The organism is Melioribacter sp. (genome assembly GCF_049325435.1).
Classification (GTDB): Bacteria; Bacteroidota; Ignavibacteria; order Ignavibacteriales; family Melioribacteraceae; genus Melioribacter; species Melioribacter roseus.
In genome coordinates this window covers 31,075-52,962 of record NZ_JBMOLD010000013.1, presented here as the reverse complement: position 1 = coordinate 52,962, position 21,888 = coordinate 31,075, and the positions used below count along the sequence as shown (strand labels likewise).

Below are 21,888 nucleotides of genomic sequence, written 5' to 3'. Positions count from 1 at the left end.
TAAAAGACCTGATTTAATTGAAAAAATAAAATAATATATGGACTAAGAAAAAAGTATAAAAGCCCGCCGCAATATCGTCCAACAAAACGCCCCAGCCGTTGCCGACTTTTTCGAGTTTTTTGATAGGGTATGGTTTCAATATATCGAACAATCTCCATAAAATAAACGCAGGTAAAATATACCAAATAATTTTGGGTATAAAAAGTAATGAAATCCAGGTTCCTATAAATTCGTCGAGCGTAAATTCTTTCGGATCGATTCCGTAACGCTTCTCGAATTTAAGGGCTAATTTTTGTCCCGTCAAAATAAAAAAGGAAATTAATAAGAGCATTACAACAGGATTTTCGAAACCGGGTATCAGATAAATGGCTAATGCGACCATGCTGCCCGCAGTGCCGCTGAAATACGGGAAATAACCGCTGTAGATTCCCGACCCGATTAATTTTTCCAGATTATTAATTTTTGTAGCCAATTATTTTTTTGATTAGTGACCAGTTTGAAATAAAATAAGTTATACCAGTATAAACAGTGAAAATCGTAATTGCGAGCATTGTATAGTAAATAAAATCCTTATCGAATAATATTTCAAATAAACGGGTATATTCTCTGTTAAGCGAATCGAAACTTTTCAATGTATAAATCAACAACAAGTAATATTGGAACGCCATTTGAAAAAAAGTTTTCCACTTTGCCGTTTTACTCGTGGAAAACGATACTCTCTTGTAGTCTGCCCAGATTCTTAATCCCGTAATCAGAATATCCCTGAAAATAATAAGCGACACCATCCAGAGTTCGAGAATTCCGACGAGGACAAGAGCGAGGAAAGCTGCCGACGTAAGAATTTTGTCGGCCAAAGGGTCGAGGAATTTACCCCATTCGGTGATGTAATTGAATTTTCTGGCCAGCCATCCGTCGTACCAGTCGGTTATTGCAGCGATAATGTAAACTAAGGCAGAAATTTGAATCAACAAAGGTTCGCCCGAAAGGAAAAGGAAGAAAAAGACGGGAGTAAGTATGATTCTTAATACCGTTAATTGATTTGGAAGTAGCATATCAGGTTTTCAGACCAGCGATTTTTGTCAAATAGTTAAATTCATAAATACCGGTGTCGTGACCGTCTTTCCAGATAATCTTCAAGGCATAATTTCCGACCGGCTCAATCCGATCCACGGTAATCTCCGCTTCGGAATAAATCGGAATATAATTCTTTCCGTTGTTTTCGGCTTCCGCTCGGCATGAAGCGCACGGACATAAAGCTCGTAAGTTAGCGTATTTAATTTCCGATATCGCTCCGTCCGACCAGCTTATAACAAAATTATTTTTGCCTGCGGTTATTTTTTCAGGGAACATGAGTTATACCGGTCAACCTGTTAAGCGCTTCCAAATATTTTTTACTAGTATTCAAAATGACATCTTCAGGCAAAGGAGGAGCAGGCGGCTTTTTGGCAAAATTAATCGACAGTAAATAATTCCTGACGTATTGTTTGTCGAAACTGTTTTGTGTTTTCCCTTTTTCATAGTTTTCGAGCGGCCAAAATCGGGACGAATCCGGCGTGAGCAATTCGTCAATCAATATTATTTTACCGTCGTAATACCCGAATTCAACTTTTGTATCTGCGATAATAATTCCTTTGGAAAGCGCATATTCGGCTGCTTTTTTGTATAATTTCAGAGAAGTATTTTTCATAAATTCAAAAGCTTCTTTGCCTACAATATTAACCGCTTCGTCTTCCGTTATATTTTCGTCGTGCAGACCGATTTCGGCTTTTGTGGAAGGAGTAAAAATCGGTTCCGGTAATTTTTCAGATTCGACCAAACCGGCGGGAAGTTCTATTCCGCATATTTTACCCGTTTTCTTGTAATCGCTCCAGCCCGATCCGGTTATATATCCTCTTACGATGCATTCGAGAGGTATTAATTCGGCTTTTTTTACCAGCATCGACCTGCCGTTCAACACGTCTTTGTATTGCCGGCATTCTTCAGGATATTCGTCAGTATTTATAGTTATCTTATGATTATCCACAATATCTCTAGTAAAATCGAACCAGAAGGCAGAGATCAGATTCAATACTTTCCCTTTATTTGGAATACCCTCGTTCATAATTACGTCGAAAGCAGATATCCTGTCTGTCGAGACAATCAGATAATATTCCCCGAGGTCGTATATATCTCTGACTTTTCCTCTTTTAAATAATTGCAAATTGTCGAAATCAGTATGTAGTAAGGCTTCGTTTTTCATTTTAATCCCTAATAAGCGGGTTATTTTAGGTAGGCAATATAAAAATAGAAACGGGCATTATGCAAATTGAAGCTGCCGGATAAGAATTATATAAAGGATTTATATCCGGCAGCCGCGTTTAATTATCTTCTTCTGATAATTTTTCCGTCCCTTTTACGTCGGGAGTTATCTCCGTTGTTTCGATCGAAATCTTCGTTATCTCTTCCGACGTCTTTTCCGTAATGACGAATCTCGGATTTTGATTCCCTTCTTTTATTATTCTCGCGTAATTCATAATCCTTCATTCTTTTATCGATATAATACTTTCGCGGCGGATCAAAATGGCGTTTTTTGAAATGGGGTCTGTAGAAAATATCTCTTTTATGTCTTTCGTGAATTAAATAATCACGGATATTTCTCGAGTAGAAATGTTTATAGTGCACAAAGCACCAATAATCCGGAATGGTAATCCATTTAAAAGAGATTCTCAAGCCGATATCGAGTCTGAACTGCGAAGTATAGGGCATCGGCGCCCATCCGATATAGTCGTCGTCGTATCTCCATTCGACCCACGCCGGTCCCCATTCGTCGTCAGGAAACCAAATCCAACCGTATCTCGGATGATATTCCCACCTGCCATAATGAAAAACTATTTCCCCGAACGGTTCGTAAGATACCCAGTACCAGCCGATTGAAGTCCATCTCCAGCGACCTATCATATATGGTTTCCAGTCCGTATGCACAAAAGTCGGTCTCCAAACAGTTATATTATGTCCGAGCATAATCCATTCGCCGTAAGGTTTCAATGCTCTGTAAAAATCGGGACGGTTTCGATATGTAGCGTCCAAATTTATCGTTGCCAATGTCCAAAGGATTAAGATAAAAATCGTCTTTTTCATGACAACCTCCTTTTTCTTATTTTTGTGGCAATAAATATGCCGTAAATGGAAGTTCTTAATACGGTTTTTTTTATATATTAGACAGTAGGATGTACACTAAAAAGTACATTCTTGAATCCTGTTAGTACAATTAGAAAATGGAGATATCGATGCCAAAGAAGTTTTTCCTCGAAAAACGTCCTCACAACGGAATGACTTACGAAGAATATATGGACAATTTTCGAAATACAGTCGAAATGATAAAAAGCAATTTGGACGAAATAGACGATCCGAATCTTGATTATATGATGATGAATTTTCAAAGATCGCAGCGGATTGAAAAGAGCTACGTTGTAAATGACGAACTTTGTCAAATGGCAAAAAAAATAGATACGCCCCAGCTCTGGATGGTATTGACTGAAAATTGGTGCGGCGATTCCGCTCAGACGCTGCCTTATATAAATAAAATTGCCAAATGTAATCCGATAATAGAATTAAAGATATTGGAAAGAGATAAGAACCTGGATATAATGGATCTTTATTTGACAAACGGTTCTAGAAGCATACCTAAATTAGTCGCCTTCGATTACGAAGGGAATGAATTGTTCCAGTGGGGCCCGCGTCCCCAAGAAGCTCAGGATTTAATAATTCGAGCCAAGGAAGCGGGCAAGTCGAAAGAAGAATTTATGAAGGAATTGCATCTTTGGTACGGCAGGAACCGGGGAAAAGCTATCGAGGAAGAATTTAAGGCTATTATCGGCAACCTAATTCAGCCTTCGTAGCTGAACGGGAAAATTATTTTTACGCGGGATTTTACTTCCCTCCCGTTATCTCTTGCAGGATTGAAAGGCGTTCTATAAAGAGCCGATTCGACGGCTTCGTCGCAGCCGTAACCGATTCCTTTTAAAATCTTTGTGTCGACAACTATTCCGAATTCGTTAATTTCCGCCTCGATAATAATTTCGCCTTTCAGCTTAAGTCTTTTTGCAATCTGAGGAATTTCCAGATTGTCGTTTATACTTTTTACTCCTCCTTTCGGATAAGGACATTCTTCATTATCGCACAGGATCTCGGTCTTAGTTAAATTACCGGTCGGAGCTTGAATTTCAATATTTTTTTCGTCGTTTAACACATCAGGATTCTTTGCCGCGAGAGTTCTGTCGAATATTTTAAACTGGACATAGAGCGTAACGCGGCTTTCGACAGGTTTGCCTGCGGTTTGCCCCGGAATAAACTTAGTTTTTTTGACAGCTTCCTGCGCCGCCTCGTCGCAACCGAGTCCGAGACTTTTTACAACTTCAACGTCTCTTACATTACCTTCTTTGTCGACAGTGGCAATTAGTATCACTTCGCCTTCGAGTCCGTAGAGCAGAGCATGCTCGGGATAAACCAGATTTTTCTGGATTGATTCGATGCCGTCGATTGGCACAGGACAAATTTCGGCGTCGCAGATTAGTTCCTGTTTTTTTCTTTTTATCAATTCCCTCTGTTTGTTGCCTGCCAGGTATTGCTCCGGCAATGGCTTATATTGTGGATCGACATCGAAGCGGTTTCGCCTTATTAATTTACCGCTTTCATAAACTGTAATTACCTTAAGCGAACCGTTAGAATAATATATGCGTTCCGTTCCGTCTTTCCGTCCGTTCTTGACGTCGTATTCCCGTTCGATCAAACCGTCCGGATAATAAAATATAACCTTGCCATGCAGAATGCCGTTACTGAATTCTTTGAAGGATTTTAAATTGCCGTTCGGATAATATTCAACGGCAGCTCCGTCCAAAACATCATTTACATAAGAGATTTCGGACCGGATGCTGCCGTCTGGATAATAGCTGCGGCTGATACCGTTTTGAGCAAAAATGCAGATGTTTATAAAAAACAATAGCAGGAAATACTTAATCATCTTTTATCAAATTACTTTTAGCGAATTTTCCAGGTCTTGAATAATATCGTCGGCATTCTCGAGTCCTACGGCTATTCTGATTCCGCCGGCGTCAATTCCCCTGTCTGCAAGTTGTTCCGGAGGCACTACCGAATGAGTCATCGAAGCTGGGTGTTCAATCAATGTTCTCGTATGTCCCAAACTAACAGCAAGCGTCATCGTGTAAGCATGTTCCGCTGCATAATCCATTAGTTTAATGCCGTTATTCTTACTTTCGAGCGGAGAAGCGCCTTTGACTACGAAATAAATCAAACTGCCGGGGGCAAAATTTCCTTCGAAATCGACCATCTGTTTTTTTGCCAATTCATAATGTTTAAAGTTTTTCAAACCCGGATAATTTACAAACTCGACTTTAGGATGAGTATTCAGAAATTCTGCTATTTTCGCAGCAGTTTCAATTTGTTTTTTCATTCGGATTGGAAGCGTGGGCAGCCCGTATGTTAAAATAGACCATGCGCTCTTTGGATTGAGCACGGCGCCGAAATCTTTTCTGTACAATTGCAGCATATCCTGATATTCCTTCCTGCCGATTACAATTCCGCCCATATCGGTGCCAAAACCGCCTATCCCTTTTGTAAGCGAGTGAACGACAAAATCGGCTCCCAGTTCTATCGGTCTTTGACAGTAAGGCGTGGCAAATGTATTGTCGATTACTATATTAATCCTGCTTTCAGGGTTCCTTTGAGAATTTATTTTATCGACAATCTCGCGAACTTTGGCTATGTCGATAATTTCAAGGTTGGGATTAGCCGGGGTCTCAAAATAAATAACTTTAGTATTCTCCGTTAGCATTGAGTAGATATTATCTGGATTATTCAAGTCGACGGGATTCCATTTGATGTTATACCTCGGATACCAGTTACTCAACAAAGACAGAGTACAACCGTACAAAGTATTGTGCGTAATAATTTCGTCGCCCGATTTCGTAAGGATTCCGAGGATTGCAGAAATTGCTCCCATACCGCTGGCAAAACTGACCGCCATTTCGCCTTTTTCGACATAGGCTATATTTTCTTCGAGCATATCCTTATTCGGCTCTCCGAGACGGTCATAGATGAAAATCGGCTGACCTTCTCCGAAAATCTTTGTGTTTGCAAATTGCGAAAAACCCTGCGCCCCCCTTTCAACCGAATCGAGTCTGAATGTAGTGGAAGATGAAATCGGAGCCGTTACGTGATGAGCATAGTCCCATTTATCGGTTTTGTATTTCCCGTATATCAGATGAGTGCCCATCGAATATTTCGATTCATCGATTATCTGATTGTTCTTTTTTTCTTTGGACATGACACACTCCTATTTTTTTCTTACCCTTAAATTATGCAATCCCGACATACTAAAAAAACGGATTCGGAATAATTTGATAAGTAAGTTCAGAATTTAGAGACGTGGTTTTTGACAACGGATATAATTTCCTCGAAAGACGCGGTTGGGTCGGTTTCTACGACAGTCCATATTACTTTGTATTCGTACTCTTCGTCGGGCAAAATTTTTTTGAATTTCCCCTGATTTTCCAGTTCCAGAAAATCGTCGTCGTGGCTCGCATAAAACAAAACGGCGCCTTCGCCGGGCGCGGCTTCTCCCTTATTAATCCTTTCGAATAATTTGATGAAAATTAAATCGTTGCGCAGATATGCCGTCCATCCGTACGATGTTTGCGATGTAGTAAGCTGCGGCTTATTTAGCAATTCGCCTACGCTGCTTTTATATCTGAAAATTTCTCCTTGCTTCTCAGTATTCGACAGTTCGAATGTTTTGGAAATAAGTTTTTCGTCCTCAGACGGAAAGAAAAATTCTCCCCCTTTGTTAACTCTTGTAATTTCCCAGGGAGCCGTAAAAACTGGCAAGGCGTTACAATTGATTATCTTGTATTTTATAACGAACGAATCGCCGTAATCGTGAGGAGCAATTTCTTTAGTTACTATGAAGTTGGTTAATTTGTCGATACCGCTTGTAAGTCGGATGGAATTATCGCCTCTTTTAAAGGTATAAGGAGAAGAATCGATTGTTGCCGGAGGCGGCCAGTTCCAAACAGATTGAGGCGAGGTCCAAAACGTAGATCCGACCGAAAGTAAATTGTCCGAATTGTTACGAATCAGTTCGACGTCCTTGTAGCTAAAAGAGACTATTCTGCCTCCGTATCGAGGAGAAACCGAAAGAGCGGAATTATTTTTATGAATGATTATATTTTCTGAAATTAAATCTTGCATTTAATTTAGATCAGATTGTGCTCGGCGAGCCAATCGTCGTTATAGATAGTGGAAAAATATTTATATCCGCTGTCGCAAATGACTGTAACGATATTTGCAGGCTTGTCGATTTCTTTTGCTAATTTAACGGCAGCCCAAATATTTGCGCCGCTCGAACCTCCCGCTATTATGCCTTCTTCGTAGGCCAATTTTTTTGTCCAGCCGATAGCTTTCCTGTCGTCGACCTGATACATATCGTCGAGATACTCGAATTGAGCTGTTTTAATAAGAAACTCGTCGCCCATGCCTTCGATCAAATATCGCGAAGGTTTTATCAACTTTTTATTTTTAAAATATTCATAGAATACCGAACCGACAGGGTCGACGCCTATAACTTTAACTTCCGGATTTTTTTCTTTTAGAAATCTGCCCGTACCCGAAATTGTTCCTCCCGTGCCGAAAGCTCCTATCAAATAGTCGATTTTGCCGTTCATCTGTTCCCATATTTCTGGTCCGGTGGTCATATAATGAGCTTCGTTATTATCAAGATTATTATGCTGGTCGATATAATAAACAGATGGATTTGATTTCGCATAATTAAGCGCATAATTGTTGTACGAGTTCGGGTCTTCGGGGGGCAGATTCGCATCTACTTTAATTACATCGACTCCTAAAATTTCGAGCATTTTAATCTTTTCCTTGCTGGTAGTATTCCTGATTACGATTTTCAAATTATAACCCTTTTGACGGCAAACGATAGCCAATCCGAGAGCCGTATTTCCCGAAGAATTTTCGATAATTGTATCTCCGGGTTTAATTTTCCCCTCCCTTTCGGCTTTCTCAATCATATACTTGGCAATTCTGTCCTTAATACTGCCGCCTGGATTCATAAATTCAAGCTTGGCATAAATGTCGGCTTTGAGATCTTTGGATATATTGTTTAATTTGACTATTGGCGTTCTGCCAATTGCATCCAGAATATTTTGATAGCAAAAATTTCTCATCGTATTTCCGTTAAATTAGTGAATACCCGCGCAGGAATTCTTCCGAAGTCATAGTTTTTCTCCCTTCGGGTTTAATTCGAATAATTTGCAGCGTACCCTCTCCCGTTCCGATAAAAATTTCATTTTTTGTCTGAAGAATTTCGGCCGGCTTGAGAATCGGTTCTTTGACAACCGCTGATTTATATACTTTATATGCTTTATCATTGAGTACAAAAAAGGCTCCCGGCTGAGGCGAAAGCCCTCTGATTAAATTATGAATTTTCTTCGCAGGCAAATTCCAATCGATACGGCATAATTCTTTAGTAATTTTCGGAGCCATAGTAACATGTTCAGGATCTTGCTTTTGCAAAGTATAATTTCCGGATTCAATCAAATCAACCGTTTTAAGGAGCAATTCAGCCCCTTCTATCTTCATTTTATTGTACAGAGAGCCGTAATCGTCGTTTTCTTCAATTCTTACTTTTTGCTGCATAATAATATTGCCTGTGTCTACTTTCTCATCTATAAAAAAAGTGGTCAATCCAGTTTCTGTATCTCCGTTAATTAAAGCCCATTGAATGGGCGCCGCGCCGCGGTACTTCGGAAGAAGCGAACCGTGCAGGTTAATCGTTCCGGCAGCTGGAATTGTAAATACTTTTGCGGGAAGTATTCTGAATGCTACTACCACAAACAAATCGGCATTTATTTCTTTCAGTAGGTTAAGAAAAGAATCATCTGTTAAATCCGAAGGAGTAACGACTTCAATATTATTGCTGAGCGCTACTTCTTTTATCGGAGTAGGCGTAACTTTACGACCTCGTCCTCTTTCTTTATCGGGAGCGGTTACTACAAGCTTAACATTATGACGGCTATCGATCAGGCGTTCCAGAGAAGGGACGGCAAAGTCGGGCGTACCCATAAAAACCAAATTCAATTCTTTCCTCCGTGAGATTAGTCCGATACCGGATAGTCGATTTCAACTTCTTTTTTGCGAATCTTTTCGAGTTGTTCTTTAAGTTGCTTTTTAACTTCGTCGGCAACTCTGTCGGGTATCATTTTCCCGATCAAGTGATCGTACTCATGCAGTATAACACGGGCTAAGAAGTCGGAAGCTTCCATTTCCTGAATATTTTCGTCCGTGTCGAGATATCTAACCTTAATTTCTTTCGGTCTTTCGACGTCGGCGCGTAATGTGGGCAAACTGAGGCACCCTTCTTCCATCGATACAAATTCATCCGATTCTTCGATAATTTCCGGATTAATCATTACCAGCGGTTTGAATTTTTCATATCCTTCCACATCTTTCAAATCGATAACAAAGATGGATTTGTCGACGCCCACCTGATTAGCAGCCAGTCCTACTCCGTATGCTTTACGCATGGTTTCGAACATATTTCGAATATAGTCGATAACGGTATCGTCTATCTGTTCGATTTTCTTTGCTTTCTGTCTGAGTATTTTACTGCCGTATATTTTAATTGGTAAAACCGCCATTTAGACTCCGTATGATTATTGTTTGTTAATGATTTCGGCGCTCAAGTCCTTATATAACATAACTTCGCTAGAATAGAAATACATTCGAATCAACAACCGAAAAATAACTAAGATTTGTTGAAGAATAAAGGCAATCGCTAAAAAGTAATACGGGGTTCTCGGTAAAAAATAGACGATTGCATTATAAAGGATCGCTCCTCCCGCTCCAATCAGGGCAATTATAAAGAATGTGGAGAATATTACCCTGAAATTATCGTATATAAAACGCGCGGATTTCGATATATAGTTTAATATATTGTGTTTATCGTCAATTGCAAGAGCGACTTTCGTATAATCGGAAACAATTGATATAATGCCTATTAAAAAAATAAGGAACGAATAACGCAAACTACGGATAACAAATTCAGCCAGAACGTTTTCGGAATTCCGAAAGAAATACGAAATCATATTTCCGAGATTATCGTTGAGTATAAAACCGAGCCCGTATAATAAGGTCGATACGAGAACCACTTTGAAAAAACGGAAGAAATATTTTACTCCTCCGTAAAAGAAATCGACCATGTGATTTTTTTCATAATTATTGAATACGGAAATCAATCCCCCGAGATAAAAAGTCTGAATCAATGTATATATTACTACTACAATGTAAATGAGCAAGGGAATTTGCTCGAACTGGATTTTATTTAAGTTCTGAAATTGAACATACCAGAAGTAATCGAATTGTTTGTTTAACTGGTCGCTTATTATGGAATGGCTCAAACTGTTTTCAAGCAGAGTATAAATAACCACGCTTGTCAAAAGAGCGAATGCGGAATTCGTAATCCAGAGCAGAACGACAAATTTTGCATTATAGAACACAAGTCGCGAAGACTGAATGAGAGTATCCTTAATAGTTAATTTCATCCGATACTCCCGAGAATTATCAAAGCGTTTTGCACCCAGAAAAACCAGCGGGCTGAAATCGATAACGAAGCCCAATATCTTTTTTCAATCATGTAGGAATTGTTTGCAAAGTCGATATCGAGAAGATTTTTTCTGTGAGGGTCGATTTCTGCGCCGTATACCTTATCTTCAGTTTCGAAATAAAATATTTTCCACCTCGCGTCGTCTTCCCATTTGGCGTATAAAGTGTCGGTCTCGGTGTATAACGCAATATCGTTTTTGAAAAAACCGTCGCCTTTTCGTTCCGCAGTTACGGCGTACAGATTATTGCCCGCTTTGTTTACCGATGTAATTGAGTAATCGAAAATTTTCGAATCGGCATAAAATTCTTTAAAGAACCAATCAATATCTTCGCCCGCGAAACGTTTGACCAGATTTATAAAATCATTAGCTTTTACGTGTCTGAATTTAAATGCGTTATAATATTCTTTGACTATTCGATCCATTTTGTCGGATCCGAGATACCTTTCGAGAGTATGCAGCATAAGTTCCGGTTTTGAATACGAATTAACCACATAAGCAAGCCTGCTCGGCTGCAAGTAAGAAAGGTCGGAAATGGAACCGATTGCAAGATTTCTGTAATAACTGGCGGCGCTTTGCGCCCCCAGATTGACCGGTATATCCGCGATTGTATAAATAATGGGTATTTCATTGTAAGAGAGAAAATTCAATCCGAAAACGGGAACGAATTTGGCGATACGGAAATAAGCGAGGATATCGGGATAAAATTCGTACATAAATTTTGTAGCAAAATAAGAGGCAAAACCTTCGTCGAGCCAGGCTTCGTAGACTTCGTTGTTGGCTATAATACCCTGGAAATATTGATGCGCAAATTCATGCGCTACCAGATATTCCGGCCAGCCGGTTTTTTCGGGCGAGAATAATTCCGCGCTTACGGTAAATAAAGTGGGATATTCCATTCCGCCCGAAGCCGATGTACGCGGCACATCCACCATAGTTAAATTGCTGTAAGGATAAATTCCAACCTTCTCTTCGAAGTAAGCGAGACAATTAACAACCGCTTTTTTGTATCTCTCCCGATATTTGATTCGTTCCGGTTGAATGAAAAGATTTACATTTACTGTTGCGCCGTCTTTCCTTTTATAATGCGTTTTTTCGTATACGATATTATCCGTGACAGCCCAGACAAAGTCGTGAATTCCCGATTGAACCACGGTGTAAGTTTTAACGGCTCCTTCCTCTTGAACATCAGTAATTTCGCCGCCCGGAATCAATGTAAAATTCTTTGGTATTTTAATCGTCAATCTGTATTCTCCGAAATCGGAATAATAATTCAAATAGGGGTAATATGAGCTGCATATCCACTTGCCGTCCTCAAAAACGCCGATTTTCGGATACCATTGAGAAATAAAGTCGAAATTTCGTCCTCGTGCCGTTCCAAACCTTTTAACCGACACCGGAATTTTAAGAGAATATTTAATATCGATTTTAACCGTATCTCCGGGATTAGCTTTTTTTCTGAGAATAAATTTAGCAACCGTGCTGTCGTACGGATTGACGATTTCCGGATTTACGTAAATTAAATCTTTCCTTTCGCCTTCGGCATCAACATATTCAATATTAACGCGAGTCATATTTTCTTCTTCAAGACGGTATGCCTGCGCAAAAAAAGTATTGTTATTGCTGTAAGCGTTAGGATACAAATGTAGATATATTTCTTCAGTCGGGAATTCAGTATTATTAATCCACCGGATTTCTTCACGGACGTCGGCTATATCGTTTATCGGGTCATAATTGATAAAGAAGTTATAGTTGGCTGCCGGATTAAATGTATTTGCTTCGGATTTTATAAGACCTTTTTCGTATCCACTATTTTTAAATTTATAATAAAAATTGGATATAGTTTTTTCTTCGGAATACTGTATAATGACTCCGATAAAAAGGACAGACAGAATAATATAACGGATTTTCATAGGAGTTAAACATATAAATGAGGAAGGATTAATTCAATAAAAAAGGCTGCCTCAAGCAGCCTTTTTTAATCTTATTTTATCTCAATAGTTCTGGGTTTTACCCTTTCGTGTTTCGGCAGTCTTATTTCGAGTATGCCGTTTTCGAGATGAGCTTCGATATTCGACTCGTCAATTGAATCGCCGATTTTGAAGCTGCGGTAAAAGTTTCCAGTTTCTGTCTCTTTCAGAACATATTTTCTGTTGACTACATCGTCGAAATTGATTCTGCCCATTATAATCAGATGCTCGTCTTCGAGTTTTATTTTAAGATTATCTTTTGTAACGCCGGGCAGATAAGCGTTGAGATAATAATCGTTATCCGTTTCGTAAATATCTACCAAAGGAGCAACCCAGGATTCTCTTTCGAGAGCTTCTTCCCAGCTTTTCCGGGTCTGGCTCTGAACTTCCATTACATCTTTTGTTTCTGCCATAGTAATCACCTCCTTTTATTTTTTTTACATTAAACTTTTTTGTTATTTATCGTCGTCTACAACTTCGTAGGAAGCGTCTTCAACATCGCCTTCAGTTTTCGGTTCGGATTCTGCTTTGGCGCTTCCGTCGCCCGGAGTTTGTTGAGCTCCCGGCTGACCTTGTTGCTGATAGAGAGTCTGAGCAACTTCGTTCCAGACTTTTGTCAGACTGTCAGCGGCGGATTTAATTTGATCGACGTCGTTCGATTTCAGAGCGTCTTCGACTTTCTGAATTTCGCTTTCGAGTCTGCTCTTCTTGTCAGCGGGCAGTTTATCGCCCAATTCGTTAATCTGTTTTTTCGTCTGGAATACCAGATTATCCGCGTTGTTTCTGATTTCAACAGCTTCTTTCTTTTTCTTGTCCTCGGCAGCGTGAGCTTTGGCTTCCTGCTTCATCTTTTCGATTTCTTCTTTCGACAGACCGCTCGAAGAGGTAATTCTAATGCTTTGTTCTTTATTTGTGGCTTTGTCTTTAGCCGATACGTGCAGAATACCGTTAGCGTCGATATCGAAAGTTACTTCTATCTGGGGCACGCCTCTTGGAGCTGGCGGTATTCCATCGAGATGGAATCGACCGAGAGTTCTGTTATCTGCAGCCATCGGACGCTCGCCTTGCAGTACGTGTATCTCTACAGAAGGTTGATTATCCGCAGCTGTCGAGAATATTTCACTCTTGCGCGTAGGTATTGTAGTATTAGCGGGAATCAATACAGTCATAACGCCGCCTAAAGTTTCGATGCCAAGCGAAAGCGGAGTAACGTCGAGCAAGAGAACGTCTTTTACGTCGCCTGCAAGCACGCCGCCTTGAATTGCAGCTCCGATAGCGACAACTTCATCAGGATTAACGCCTTTATGAGGCTCTTTGCCGAAAATTTTCTTAACGACTTCCTGAACCTTGGGAATACGAGTAGAACCGCCGACCAGGATTACTTCGTCAATTTGAGACGGAGTTACGCCTGCGTCTTTCATCGCTTTTTCACACGGCTCGACCGTCTTTTGGATCAGGTCGTCTATCAATTGTTCGAATTTTGCTCTTGTAATAGTTATGTTAAGGTGTTTGGGACCGTCTTGAGTAGCAGTGATAAACGGTAAATTAACGTCGGTTTGAGCAGACGAAGAAAGTTCAATTTTAGCTTTTTCAGCTGCTTCTTTCAGTCTCTGCAGCGCCATCGGATCTTTTCTCAGATCAATTCCTTCCTGTTTCTGGAATTCGTCGGCGAGATAATTAATCAATCGTTGATCGAAATCGTCGCCGCCTAAATGAGTGTCGCCGTTTGTCGATTTAACTTCGAAAACGCCTTCGCCAATCTGAAGAATCGAGATATCGAACGTACCACCGCCCAAGTCATAAACGGCAACCAACTGGTCTTTATGTTTTTTATCGAGACCGTAAGCCAGAGCTGCGGCTGTGGGCTCGTTTATAATTCTTCTTACTTTCAATCCCGCAATTTCGCCCGCGTCTTTAGTAGCCTGTCTTTGAGCGTCGTTGAAATATGCAGGCACCGTAATAACAGCTTCTGTAACTTCCTGACCGAGATAATCTTCGGCGGTTTTTTTCATCTTTTGCAGAATCATTGCCGAAATTTCAGGCGGAGAATAGAGTCTGTCTCCAATCTTGACGCGTGCCGAACCGTTATCCGATCCTACGACTTCATAAGGAACTTCTTTTATTTCCTGTTGAACTTCGTCGATACGTCTTCCCATGAAACGTTTAATCGAAAAGACGGTATTTTTCGGATTTGTTATAGCCTGTCTTTTTGCAGGTTGTCCTACTAGAATTTCACCGTTTTTTGTAAATGCCACTACGGACGGAGTAGTTCGTCCGCCTTCAGAATTAGGAATAACTACCGGTTCGTTGCCTTCCATTACAGCGACACACGAATTAGTAGTACCCAAGTCAATTCCAATTATTTTTCCCATTTTCTCTCCTTTTTTTTCTATAGTTTTGTTAGTAAAAAATAAGAAAGAATAGAGTTGAAGTATATTACTTCAACTCTATTACTTTTTCTTTCTTTGGTTTCGGATTCAATTTTTTGAGTCTGATGTTGAGCATGCCGTTTTCGAATTTGGCTTCTACATTGTCTGCATCCACTTCTGTCGGTAGCGTGAACGACCTCTTGAAGCTGCCGAAAACACGCTCGGAGCGATAATAATTCTTTTCTTTCTTTTCTTCTTCTTTTTTCTTTTCGCCTTCTATGGTTAAAATGTTATCTTGCAGTGTAATTTTTACATTTTCTTTTTTTACGCCGGGAATTTCGGCAACTACATTGATCGAATCGTTATCCTCGGAAATGTCGATGCGAGGATTGAAATTGTCGGCGAATGTAAAACCAAAGTTGGTGAAATCTTCGAAATATCTCTGGATTCTGTCATGTAAGGTTTCGAGTTCTTTTAAGGGTTCAAATTTTACGAGTGTCATAGCCATCACCTCCTTTTTTTGGTTTTACATGTTTTCGCCTATATATAAAACAACATGCGTGCCAATGCAGTAAATTCTCTATAACTTATTGTAAATAAATGAGTTAAGGCACGATTTGTTGATTTTGAAAATTTCTGCAATTATGACACATCTCTGTCATAATTATATTTATTCTTTAATTATGACAAAGTTGACGGACAAAAATTCATAAGAAATTACGGAGGTAAAAAAGTGTTTAATATTGAAGAATTCGATATTAAGCTCGACACTGAAATTATAGGACGAAATTTTGTCTATTGCGACGAGGTTGAGTCGACAAACGACCTTCTTCTTAAATCCAAGGATTTCAATCAGCACGGAGCCGTCTTACTGGCTGAATACCAAACGCACGGCAAAGGCAGAAAAAATCGGGAATGGATTAGCAATTCGGGACAAAATCTAACTTTTTCTATATTACTCAAACAGAATTATCCCGAGAAAAAAATTAATCTCATAAATTTGCTTTCTTCTCTCGCGGTTGCTCAGGCGCTGGAAAATTTATACCAATTAAACGTAGAACTGAAATGGCCTAACGACGTTTTGGTAAATAAGAAGAAAATTGCAGGAATACTGCTTGAATCGACATCCAAAGGGAAAAAAATCGAAAAACTCGTAGTGGGCGTCGGAATTAATGTTAATCAGCCGAATTTTCCGGGCAAATTCGAAATTCAACCCACCTCTATCAGGAAAGAATTCAAATCGATAGTGAGCCGTGAACGACTATTAAGCGAGTTTTTGAATCTGTTCGAATACCTGCTCGATACAGCCTTGGAAAAGCCGGATAAAATTCTGAACGATTGGCGCGAACGCTGCAAGATGATAGGCGAAAAAGTTAAGATAATTCAGGATAAGCAAACTCTTATTGGAGTTTTTGACGATATTGACGACGACGGATATTTAATCCTGAAAACCGCCGACAAGGTCGAAAAAATTCATTACGGCGATGTAAGTTTAAGATAATTTAAGGCGACTGTGTGAAAAATATATATCTGGACAATGCGGCAACCACACCCGTAGACCCGCGAGTGGTCGAAAAAATGCTGCCGTATTTGAATGAATATTTCGGAAATCCTTCCTCGATTCATTCATACGGCAGAAAAGCTCGCGTTGCGATTGAAGAAGCCCGCGAAGTTATTGCAGAATTTATCAATTGCAAACCGGGCGAAATTTATTTTACAAGTTCCGGCACCGAAGCCAATAATTTTGCGCTCTCTGGAATTAGCAAAACTGAATTCATCGAATCCGGCAGAAAAAGCATAATTACATCTTTATCCGAACATCATTCGGTGCTTGAGACCTGCGACAAATTATCAACGGAAGGTTTTACAGTCCGTAAATCGACAATTGACAAGAATACATCTGTTCCTGTCGGAAACATAACAGGTTTAATCGATGACGACACGTCTTTAATTTCGATAATTCATGTTAATAACGAAACGGGAATCATAAATAATATTGAAGAATTATCCTCGCAAAAACCCGAAAATATTTTTTTGCATACAGACGGAGTACAGAGCTTCGGGAAAATAAAAACGGACGTAAAAGAGCTGGGAGTTGACGCTTTCACTGCATCGGCACATAAAATAAGAGGTCCGAAAGGAGTCGGTTTTGCTTTTGTTAAATCCGGGACTCCGATATCGCCCTTGATATTCGGAGGCGCTCAGGAAAGGAACCGCAGAGGCGGTACGGAAAATGTCCCGGCGATAGTTGGTTTTGCAGAGGCTGTAAAAATTGCTTCCGATGAAATGCAAAGCAATTATGAATATGTAAAATCATTGCAAAAACGATTTCTCGACGGTTTGAATTCCTTGAATGACAAAAGTTTTATTATAAACGGCGAACCGCTTTATTTCCCTTATATAGTAAGCGTTACTTTATTGTCGGAATATTACAATAACGATATCGAGGCTGTGCTTATGTTTCTTGATATTAACGGAGTGGCAGTTTCCAGCGGCGCTGCCTGTACTTCCGGTACACTCAAACCTTCACATGTTTTGCTGAACGCAGGATTGAAATATGAAGATGCGGCCGGCACGATCAGATTTTCGTTCGGCACACAAAATACTCCCGAAGAAATCGATTATACTCTCGAGATAATTAAAAAATTACTTCACAAGTTCCGTAAATAATCAGGTCAAATAATCGATCATCAAGCTCAGTTTGTCTTTGAGTTCTTTCCTGTTTACGATGAAATCGAGAAAACCGTTTTCCAAAAGAAATTCGGAACGTTGAAAACCTTCAGGCAAATCTTTTCCAATTGTTTGTTTAATTACTCTTGGTCCGGCAAACCCGATCAACGCTTTCGGCTCTGCAATGATAACGTCGCCCAGCATTGCAAAACTTGCTGTAACTCCGCCGGTAGTGGGGTCCGTTAATACGGAGATGTATGGAATTCCCGCTTCGGCCAATCTTGCCAGACGGGCGCTCGTTTTTGCCATCTGCATTAAAGAGAAAGCGCCTTCCATCATTCTGGCTCCGCCGCTTTGACTGATGATTATGAGAGGAATTTTATTTTGATAAGCCACGTCCGTTATACGCGCAATCTTTTCGCCCACCACCGAACCCATACTTCCGCCGATAAAACGAAAATCCATTACCGCCATTGCGGATTTCTTTCCGTTTATCTTGCCCGTACCGGTTCTTACCGCGTCGTAAAGTCCTGTCTTCTTAATCGTATCGTTAATTCTGTCGGTATATTTCTTTGTGTCTTCGAAACGGAGGGGATCGCCGGATTTCATCTTCTTGTCGTATTCCTTGAACGTGCCCTTATCGAAAATTATCGCAATGTATTGGTCGCTGCCGATTCTGAAATGATAGTTGCATTTGGGACAGACCCACAGATTCGATTCCAATTGCCTGTTATGTATTATTTCGCCGCAGTCGTCGCACTTCGACCATTGTCCGTCGGGAATATCGGTCTTTTTACTCTCGGGCGATATGTTTTCTTTTTTTCTTCTGAACCAGGGCATTATTTTTTCCTAATTATGTTGGCGGAAACAGTTATTACTTGTTTCGGGTTGTCGGGGTCGTTACTGAATATAGTAATTGTTCTTACCAAATCCCCTTCTCTTCCCTTGGTATCGAGTTTAACCTTCAGTTCGGTCTCTTTACCGGGCTCGATAACCGTACTCGACATTAAAGCCGCAGTACAACCGCAAGCGCTTTTAATATCTCTAATTTCGAGCTTCGATTTGCCGGAATTCTTTATCTTTATTGCAGCTTCTTTTACGGCGCCTTCTTCAATTTCACCGAAATCAATTTTATTCTTTTCAAGTTCGATATTCGGAGCCGTTTCCGGATTTTGATTCGACAATTTAGCCACTACATTAGCGCGAAATGTAAGTTTGAGGTAGGAATTTTCGGGGTCGTTGGAAAAAACATATACATGTTTGAATTGCTGTCCGTATCTCCCTTTCGAATCGAATTTCACTCTTATCTTAGCGCTCTCTCCGGGCTCAAGTTCTTTTTTGGACGGCATTGCCGCAGTGCATCCGCATGAAGCGCGCACTCTTTCAATTACAAGTTTTCCTTCGCCTTTATTCATTATTACAAATTCATGATTCACCGTTTCGCCTTCGACTATTTCGCCGAAGTCATATTCCGGTTCGGGAGAAAATATTTTTGGAGCTTTTTCCTGCGCTTTAGAAATTCCTGTCGCTAACAAAAGTAAGACGAATAGATTAATCGTTCTTTTCATTTTTTACCCTGGCTATAAATTTTTTTAAATAAAAAGGTTCGAGGTAATCATAATCCGTAACTTTTTCCCCGAATTCACTCGCCCAAACGGCAATATGCAATGCAGTCGGAGCCGTTATTTTTCGCGTTTCCGGTAAATTATAATTATCGGCGTATACAATATCCGCATCCGCCGCCTTTTTTTCAACCTCTTCTTTTAATATCAATTGCAACTCATCTACAATAGTATAGGATTTTACGCCAGACAAATATTTTGCGTAATAAAAATCGTTTATGCTGGCCTTTTTGAGAATGCCGAATTTTGTATTTTGCGGCAACTCCATAATTAAATGTAATGCCGCCGCATCGAAAGTGGGAACGGGAATTATCGGTTTATTCAATCCCATCGCAATCGACTTGGCAACGGTCATTCCGATTCTGAGTCCGGTAAAGGAACCCGGTCCGATAGAAACCGCCACAGAATCGATATCCGAAATTTGAATTCCAAAGTTCGACCTTCCGAATTCAATCATATCGAATATCTTTTCCGAATGAATATTTTTTCGTACAAAGTTTAACTCGAACAGGTCGTTTTCATTTTTATAAAAAGCAACGCTGCAAACCTCGCCTGAAGTTTCGATTGACAATATCGGATTGCTATTTTTCATTTTTGTAGATTTTGATTATCCTTTTGCCGTTTTCTTTTTCTGCAATGTAATCTAATTCAACAACAAGATAATTTTCAGGAAATATTTCGCTCCAAAGGTCTGCCCATTCAATAAAGACAATCGCATTGCCGTCGTTCAAATAGTCTTCGAAACCGATATCGTAAAGTTCTTCCAACTTTTTAATTCTGTAAAAATCAAAATGATAGACGCGATGTTTGCCTTCATAAATATTTACCAGAGAAAAACTCGGGCTCGAAGTTCTATCTATCCCTAAATGATTACAAATACAATTTACGAAAAATGTCTTACCCGCGCCCAGATTGCCTTTTAACGCCACGATCGAACCTGGCGCGAGGAATTCGATAAATTCTTTCGCAACCGCGCACGTTTCCGTTTCGGAGTCGACTATTTTTTCATACGGAAGTTTCATTTCATTTGTTCTCTAAAGTTACGAGGGGCAAAATCATTTCTTCCATCGAGATGCCTCCGTGCTGAAAGCTGTCTTTATAATAACTCAGATATTTATGATATTCTGTCGGGTAAACAAAGTAGTAATCTTCTTTGGCAATGATATAACTGATAGTCACTCCCCGTTTGGGCAGTCGATAGTCGGAAGGATTTTTAATATAGACGGCGTGTTTGTCGTCCACTTTCAGATTTCTGCCGAATTTGAATCTTAAATTCGTAGAAGCTTCCCTGTCGCCCAGAACTTTTGCTCCGCGCATTGTTCTTATGCTGCCGTGGTCGGTTGTAATGATTACTTTTACTTTCGGAATGCTCGAAATAGCTTTCAATGCGTTGAACAGATAAGAATACTTAAACCAGCTTTCCGTTAAGGACCTGTATGCGGATTCGTCGGGCGCAATTTCTTTTAATATTTGAGAATCCGACCTGCCGTGGGCAATCATGTCGAGAAAGTTTACTACCACAGCCGTTAAATGCGTGTTTTTATATGAGAGGACGTTTTGTTCGAATGTTCTTCCGACTTCAGGGTCGATAATTTTAATATACTGCAAATCGTTTTTAAGTTTTATTCTTTTCCTGTCGAGCAGCCTCTCGAGCAATTCTTTTTCATATTTATTCATGCTTCTTTCGTCGTCGTTGCCCGACGTCCAGAGCTGGGGATAAAATTTTTCTATTTCCGAAGGAAATAACCCCGCGAATAAGGAATTACGCGCGTACGGCGTGGCGGTAGGCAAAATCGATAAATAGTAATCTTTTTTGATGCTGAAATAATCAGTTAAATGTTTTTCCATTACAAGCCACTGGTCCATCCTCAGGCAGTCGATTACAAACAGAAATACCGGATTGCTTTCGTTATCGAGATGAGGCAGAAGATATTTTTCAAGGATGTTATTTGTTAAAACGGGTCCGCTTCCCTCATCTTCCAGCCAATGCCTGTAATTTTTTTCTATGTATTTGGAAAAGATCTGATTGCATTCTTTCTTTTGTTCGTTTAATGTCTGACGCAGATCGATTTCAGGATGAACGTCCAATTCCATATCCCAATAAATAAGTTTATTGTTAATTTCGATCCAATCGTCGTAATTCGGTTCGTTCATCAAAATGCGAGTAATCGAATTGAAATCTTCCAGATAATCTTTGGCTACGAATTGACCAGATATTTTTTTCTTTTCGAGCATTTTTTTGCAAACCATTAGAACTTGCGAAGGCACAACCGGCTTGATTAAATAATCCGATATTTTGCTTCCGATGGCTTCGTTCATAAGAGATTCTTCCTCGCTTTTCGTAACCATAACGACGGGAATATTCGGATTGATCTCTTTTATTCCGGCAAGCGTTTCGAGTCCGCCCATTCCCGGCATCATCTCGTCGAGGAAAATCAGGTCGTAGTTTTTAGATTTAACCTGATTGATTGCGTCGTTTCCGTTTGTCGCAGTGTCTACTTCATAGCCTTTTTCATTAAGAAAAATAATGTGCGATCTTAAAAGTTCTATTTCGTCGTCGATCCATAAAATTCGACTCGGTCTCATTTCAAAT

24 protein-coding genes are annotated in these 21,888 nt (G+C 39.9%); 3 read left to right on the top strand and 21 right to left on the bottom strand.

Annotated features, from left to right (window positions below):
- Window positions 1-13: 13 nt before the first annotated feature.
- The 5 genes from ACOYVE_RS09145 to ACOYVE_RS09125 form a co-directional block, all read right to left on the bottom strand.
- Entirely contained in the window at window positions 14-472 is a 459-nt protein-coding gene (locus tag ACOYVE_RS09145; protein WP_014857093.1) for a phosphatidylglycerophosphatase A family protein, read from the bottom strand.
- Window positions 456-1,052 (bottom strand): CDP-diacylglycerol--glycerol-3-phosphate 3-phosphatidyltransferase, encoded by a 597-nt coding sequence (pgsA, locus tag ACOYVE_RS09140; protein WP_014857092.1) that lies wholly within the window; start codon window positions 1,050-1,052, stop codon window positions 456-458. The genes ACOYVE_RS09145 and pgsA overlap by 17 nt, the downstream gene beginning before the upstream one ends.
- A 1-nt stretch (window position 1,053) precedes the next feature.
- Window positions 1,054-1,350 carry a DUF971 domain-containing protein gene (locus ACOYVE_RS09135; protein WP_014857091.1) on the bottom strand — a complete coding sequence of 99 codons (297 nt, stop codon included), beginning with the start codon at window positions 1,348-1,350 and terminating at the stop codon, window positions 1,054-1,056.
- Window positions 1,340-2,239 carry a phosphoribosylaminoimidazolesuccinocarboxamide synthase gene (locus ACOYVE_RS09130; protein ID WP_422881633.1) on the bottom strand — a complete coding sequence of 300 codons (900 nt, stop codon included), beginning with the start codon at window positions 2,237-2,239 and terminating at the stop codon, window positions 1,340-1,342. Before ACOYVE_RS09130 ends, ACOYVE_RS09135 begins: the two co-directional genes overlap by 11 nt.
- A gap of 122 nt (window positions 2,240-2,361) precedes the next feature.
- Window positions 2,362-3,117 carry a DUF6600 domain-containing protein gene (locus tag ACOYVE_RS09125; RefSeq protein ID WP_014857089.1) on the bottom strand — a complete coding sequence of 252 codons (756 nt, stop codon included), beginning with the start codon at window positions 3,115-3,117 and terminating at the stop codon, window positions 2,362-2,364.
- 149 nt (window positions 3,118-3,266) lie between these two features.
- Between ACOYVE_RS09125 and ACOYVE_RS09120 the strand changes: the two genes are divergently transcribed.
- On the top strand, window positions 3,267-3,878 hold the full coding sequence (locus ACOYVE_RS09120; protein ID WP_014857088.1) for a thioredoxin family protein: 612 nt from the start codon (window positions 3,267-3,269) through the stop codon (window positions 3,876-3,878).
- Here ACOYVE_RS09120 and ACOYVE_RS09115 read toward each other — a convergent pair.
- The 11 genes from ACOYVE_RS09115 to ACOYVE_RS09065 all read right to left on the bottom strand — a co-directional run bounded on the left by ACOYVE_RS09115 (window position 3,866) and on the right by ACOYVE_RS09065 (window position 15,505).
- Window positions 3,866-4,999 (bottom strand): TonB family protein, encoded by a 1,134-nt coding sequence (locus ACOYVE_RS09115; protein WP_014857087.1) that lies wholly within the window; start codon window positions 4,997-4,999, stop codon window positions 3,866-3,868. The two genes, ACOYVE_RS09120 and ACOYVE_RS09115, sit on opposite strands and share 13 nt — an antisense overlap.
- 6 nt (window positions 5,000-5,005) lie before the next feature.
- A complete protein-coding gene (locus tag ACOYVE_RS09110) occupies window positions 5,006-6,322 on the bottom strand; it encodes a trans-sulfuration enzyme family protein (protein ID WP_014857086.1) in 1,317 nt (438 codons plus the stop codon).
- 86 nt (window positions 6,323-6,408) lie between these two features.
- A complete protein-coding gene (locus ACOYVE_RS09105) occupies window positions 6,409-7,245 on the bottom strand; it encodes a hypothetical protein (protein WP_014857085.1) in 837 nt (278 codons plus the stop codon).
- 5 nt (window positions 7,246-7,250) lie between these two features.
- A complete protein-coding gene (locus tag ACOYVE_RS09100) occupies window positions 7,251-8,228 on the bottom strand; it encodes a PLP-dependent cysteine synthase family protein (protein WP_422881631.1) in 978 nt (325 codons plus the stop codon).
- A gap of 10 nt (window positions 8,229-8,238) precedes the next feature.
- Window positions 8,239-9,141 carry a methionyl-tRNA formyltransferase gene (gene fmt / locus ACOYVE_RS09095; RefSeq protein ID WP_014857083.1) on the bottom strand — a complete coding sequence of 301 codons (903 nt, stop codon included), beginning with the start codon at window positions 9,139-9,141 and terminating at the stop codon, window positions 8,239-8,241.
- A gap of 17 nt (window positions 9,142-9,158) precedes the next feature.
- Entirely contained in the window at window positions 9,159-9,701 is a 543-nt protein-coding gene (gene def, locus ACOYVE_RS09090) for a peptide deformylase (RefSeq protein WP_422881629.1), read from the bottom strand.
- 15 nt (window positions 9,702-9,716) lie between these two features.
- The gene (locus ACOYVE_RS09085) at window positions 9,717-10,604 is read right to left on the bottom strand and encodes a hypothetical protein (RefSeq protein WP_422881627.1); all 888 of its coding nucleotides are present in this window, start codon (window positions 10,602-10,604) and stop codon (window positions 9,717-9,719) included.
- A complete protein-coding gene (locus ACOYVE_RS09080; RefSeq protein WP_422881626.1) occupies window positions 10,601-12,577 on the bottom strand; it encodes a M1 family metallopeptidase in 1,977 nt (658 codons plus the stop codon). The genes ACOYVE_RS09085 and ACOYVE_RS09080 overlap by 4 nt, the downstream gene beginning before the upstream one ends.
- Window positions 12,578-12,648: 71 nt before the next feature.
- Window positions 12,649-13,047 (bottom strand): Hsp20/alpha crystallin family protein, encoded by a 399-nt coding sequence (locus ACOYVE_RS09075; RefSeq protein WP_014857079.1) that lies wholly within the window; start codon window positions 13,045-13,047, stop codon window positions 12,649-12,651.
- Window positions 13,048-13,089: 42 nt separating this feature from the next.
- Window positions 13,090-15,006 (bottom strand): molecular chaperone DnaK, encoded by a 1,917-nt coding sequence (gene dnaK / locus ACOYVE_RS09070; protein ID WP_014857078.1) that lies wholly within the window; start codon window positions 15,004-15,006, stop codon window positions 13,090-13,092.
- 64 nt (window positions 15,007-15,070) lie between these two features.
- Window positions 15,071-15,505, bottom strand: coding sequence for an Hsp20/alpha crystallin family protein (locus tag ACOYVE_RS09065; protein WP_014857077.1), 435 nt, complete (start codon window positions 15,503-15,505; stop codon window positions 15,071-15,073).
- Between the two features lie 231 nt (window positions 15,506-15,736).
- On the opposite strand from ACOYVE_RS09065, the gene ACOYVE_RS09060 reads away from it, so the two are divergent.
- The gene (locus tag ACOYVE_RS09060) at window positions 15,737-16,504 is read left to right on the top strand and encodes a biotin--[acetyl-CoA-carboxylase] ligase (RefSeq protein WP_014857076.1); all 768 of its coding nucleotides are present in this window, start codon (window positions 15,737-15,739) and stop codon (window positions 16,502-16,504) included.
- Window positions 16,505-16,518: 14 nt separating this feature from the next.
- On the top strand, window positions 16,519-17,673 hold the full coding sequence (locus tag ACOYVE_RS09055; RefSeq protein WP_014857075.1) for a cysteine desulfurase family protein: 1,155 nt from the start codon (window positions 16,519-16,521) through the stop codon (window positions 17,671-17,673).
- On the opposite strand, the gene accD is transcribed toward ACOYVE_RS09055, so the two are convergent.
- The 5 genes from accD to ACOYVE_RS09030 are packed head-to-tail and all read right to left on the bottom strand — an operon-like array spanning window position 17,674 to window position 21,881.
- Window positions 17,674-18,513: an acetyl-CoA carboxylase, carboxyltransferase subunit beta gene (accD, locus tag ACOYVE_RS09050; RefSeq protein WP_014857074.1), complete on the bottom strand. Its 840-nt coding sequence runs from the start codon at window positions 18,511-18,513 to the stop codon at window positions 17,674-17,676.
- Window positions 18,513-19,241: a DUF1573 domain-containing protein gene (locus ACOYVE_RS09045; RefSeq protein WP_422881623.1), complete on the bottom strand. Its 729-nt coding sequence runs from the start codon at window positions 19,239-19,241 to the stop codon at window positions 18,513-18,515. The genes accD and ACOYVE_RS09045 overlap by 1 nt, the downstream gene beginning before the upstream one ends.
- The gene (gene tsaB, locus ACOYVE_RS09040) at window positions 19,225-19,887 is read right to left on the bottom strand and encodes a tRNA (adenosine(37)-N6)-threonylcarbamoyltransferase complex dimerization subunit type 1 TsaB (protein WP_422881621.1); all 663 of its coding nucleotides are present in this window, start codon (window positions 19,885-19,887) and stop codon (window positions 19,225-19,227) included. Before tsaB ends, ACOYVE_RS09045 begins: the two co-directional genes overlap by 17 nt.
- Window positions 19,877-20,317, bottom strand: coding sequence for a tRNA (adenosine(37)-N6)-threonylcarbamoyltransferase complex ATPase subunit type 1 TsaE (tsaE, locus tag ACOYVE_RS09035; protein WP_014857071.1), 441 nt, complete (start codon window positions 20,315-20,317; stop codon window positions 19,877-19,879). Before tsaE ends, tsaB begins: the two co-directional genes overlap by 11 nt.
- A gap of 1 nt (window position 20,318) precedes the next feature.
- Window positions 20,319-21,881 (bottom strand): bifunctional response regulator/alkaline phosphatase family protein, encoded by a 1,563-nt coding sequence (locus ACOYVE_RS09030; RefSeq protein ID WP_014857070.1) that lies wholly within the window; start codon window positions 21,879-21,881, stop codon window positions 20,319-20,321.
- Between the last annotated feature and the right edge of the window lie 7 nt (window positions 21,882-21,888).

Excerpts from the sequence above, each read along its gene's own strand:
- pgsA (WP_014857092.1), bottom strand. The coding sequence starts at position 1,052 with ATGCTACTTCCAAATCAATTAACGGTATTAAGAATCATACTTACTCCC.
- ACOYVE_RS09135 (WP_014857091.1), bottom strand. The coding sequence starts at position 1,350 with ATGTTCCCTGAAAAAATAACCGCAGGCAAAAATAATTTTGTTATAAGC.
- ACOYVE_RS09130 (WP_422881633.1), bottom strand. The coding sequence starts at position 2,239 with ATGAAAAACGAAGCCTTACTACATACTGATTTCGACAATTTGCAATTA.
- ACOYVE_RS09125 (WP_014857089.1), bottom strand. The coding sequence starts at position 3,117 with ATGAAAAAGACGATTTTTATCTTAATCCTTTGGACATTGGCAACGATA.
- ACOYVE_RS09120 (WP_014857088.1), top strand. The coding sequence starts at position 3,267 with ATGCCAAAGAAGTTTTTCCTCGAAAAACGTCCTCACAACGGAATGACT.
- ACOYVE_RS09115 (WP_014857087.1), bottom strand. The coding sequence starts at position 4,999 with ATGATTAAGTATTTCCTGCTATTGTTTTTTATAAACATCTGCATTTTT.
- ACOYVE_RS09110 (WP_014857086.1), bottom strand. The coding sequence starts at position 6,322 with ATGTCCAAAGAAAAAAAGAACAATCAGATAATCGATGAATCGAAATAT.
- ACOYVE_RS09105 (WP_014857085.1), bottom strand. The coding sequence starts at position 7,245 with ATGCAAGATTTAATTTCAGAAAATATAATCATTCATAAAAATAATTCC.
- ACOYVE_RS09100 (WP_422881631.1), bottom strand. The coding sequence starts at position 8,228 with ATGAGAAATTTTTGCTATCAAAATATTCTGGATGCAATTGGCAGAACG.
- def (WP_422881629.1), bottom strand. The coding sequence starts at position 9,701 with ATGGCGGTTTTACCAATTAAAATATACGGCAGTAAAATACTCAGACAG.
- ACOYVE_RS09085 (WP_422881627.1), bottom strand. The coding sequence starts at position 10,604 with ATGAAATTAACTATTAAGGATACTCTCATTCAGTCTTCGCGACTTGTG.
- ACOYVE_RS09080 (WP_422881626.1), bottom strand. The coding sequence starts at position 12,577 with ATGAAAATCCGTTATATTATTCTGTCTGTCCTTTTTATCGGAGTCATT.
- ACOYVE_RS09075 (WP_014857079.1), bottom strand. The coding sequence starts at position 13,047 with ATGGCAGAAACAAAAGATGTAATGGAAGTTCAGAGCCAGACCCGGAAA.
- dnaK (WP_014857078.1), bottom strand. The coding sequence starts at position 15,006 with ATGGGAAAAATAATTGGAATTGACTTGGGTACTACTAATTCGTGTGTC.
- ACOYVE_RS09065 (WP_014857077.1), bottom strand. The coding sequence starts at position 15,505 with ATGACACTCGTAAAATTTGAACCCTTAAAAGAACTCGAAACCTTACAT.
- accD (WP_014857074.1), bottom strand. The coding sequence starts at position 18,513 with ATGCCCTGGTTCAGAAGAAAAAAAGAAAACATATCGCCCGAGAGTAAA.
- ACOYVE_RS09045 (WP_422881623.1), bottom strand. The coding sequence starts at position 19,241 with ATGAAAAGAACGATTAATCTATTCGTCTTACTTTTGTTAGCGACAGGA.
- tsaB (WP_422881621.1), bottom strand. The coding sequence starts at position 19,887 with ATGAAAAATAGCAATCCGATATTGTCAATCGAAACTTCAGGCGAGGTT.
- tsaE (WP_014857071.1), bottom strand. The coding sequence starts at position 20,317 with ATGAAACTTCCGTATGAAAAAATAGTCGACTCCGAAACGGAAACGTGC.
- ACOYVE_RS09030 (WP_014857070.1), bottom strand. The coding sequence starts at position 21,881 with ATGAGACCGAGTCGAATTTTATGGATCGACGACGAAATAGAACTTTTA.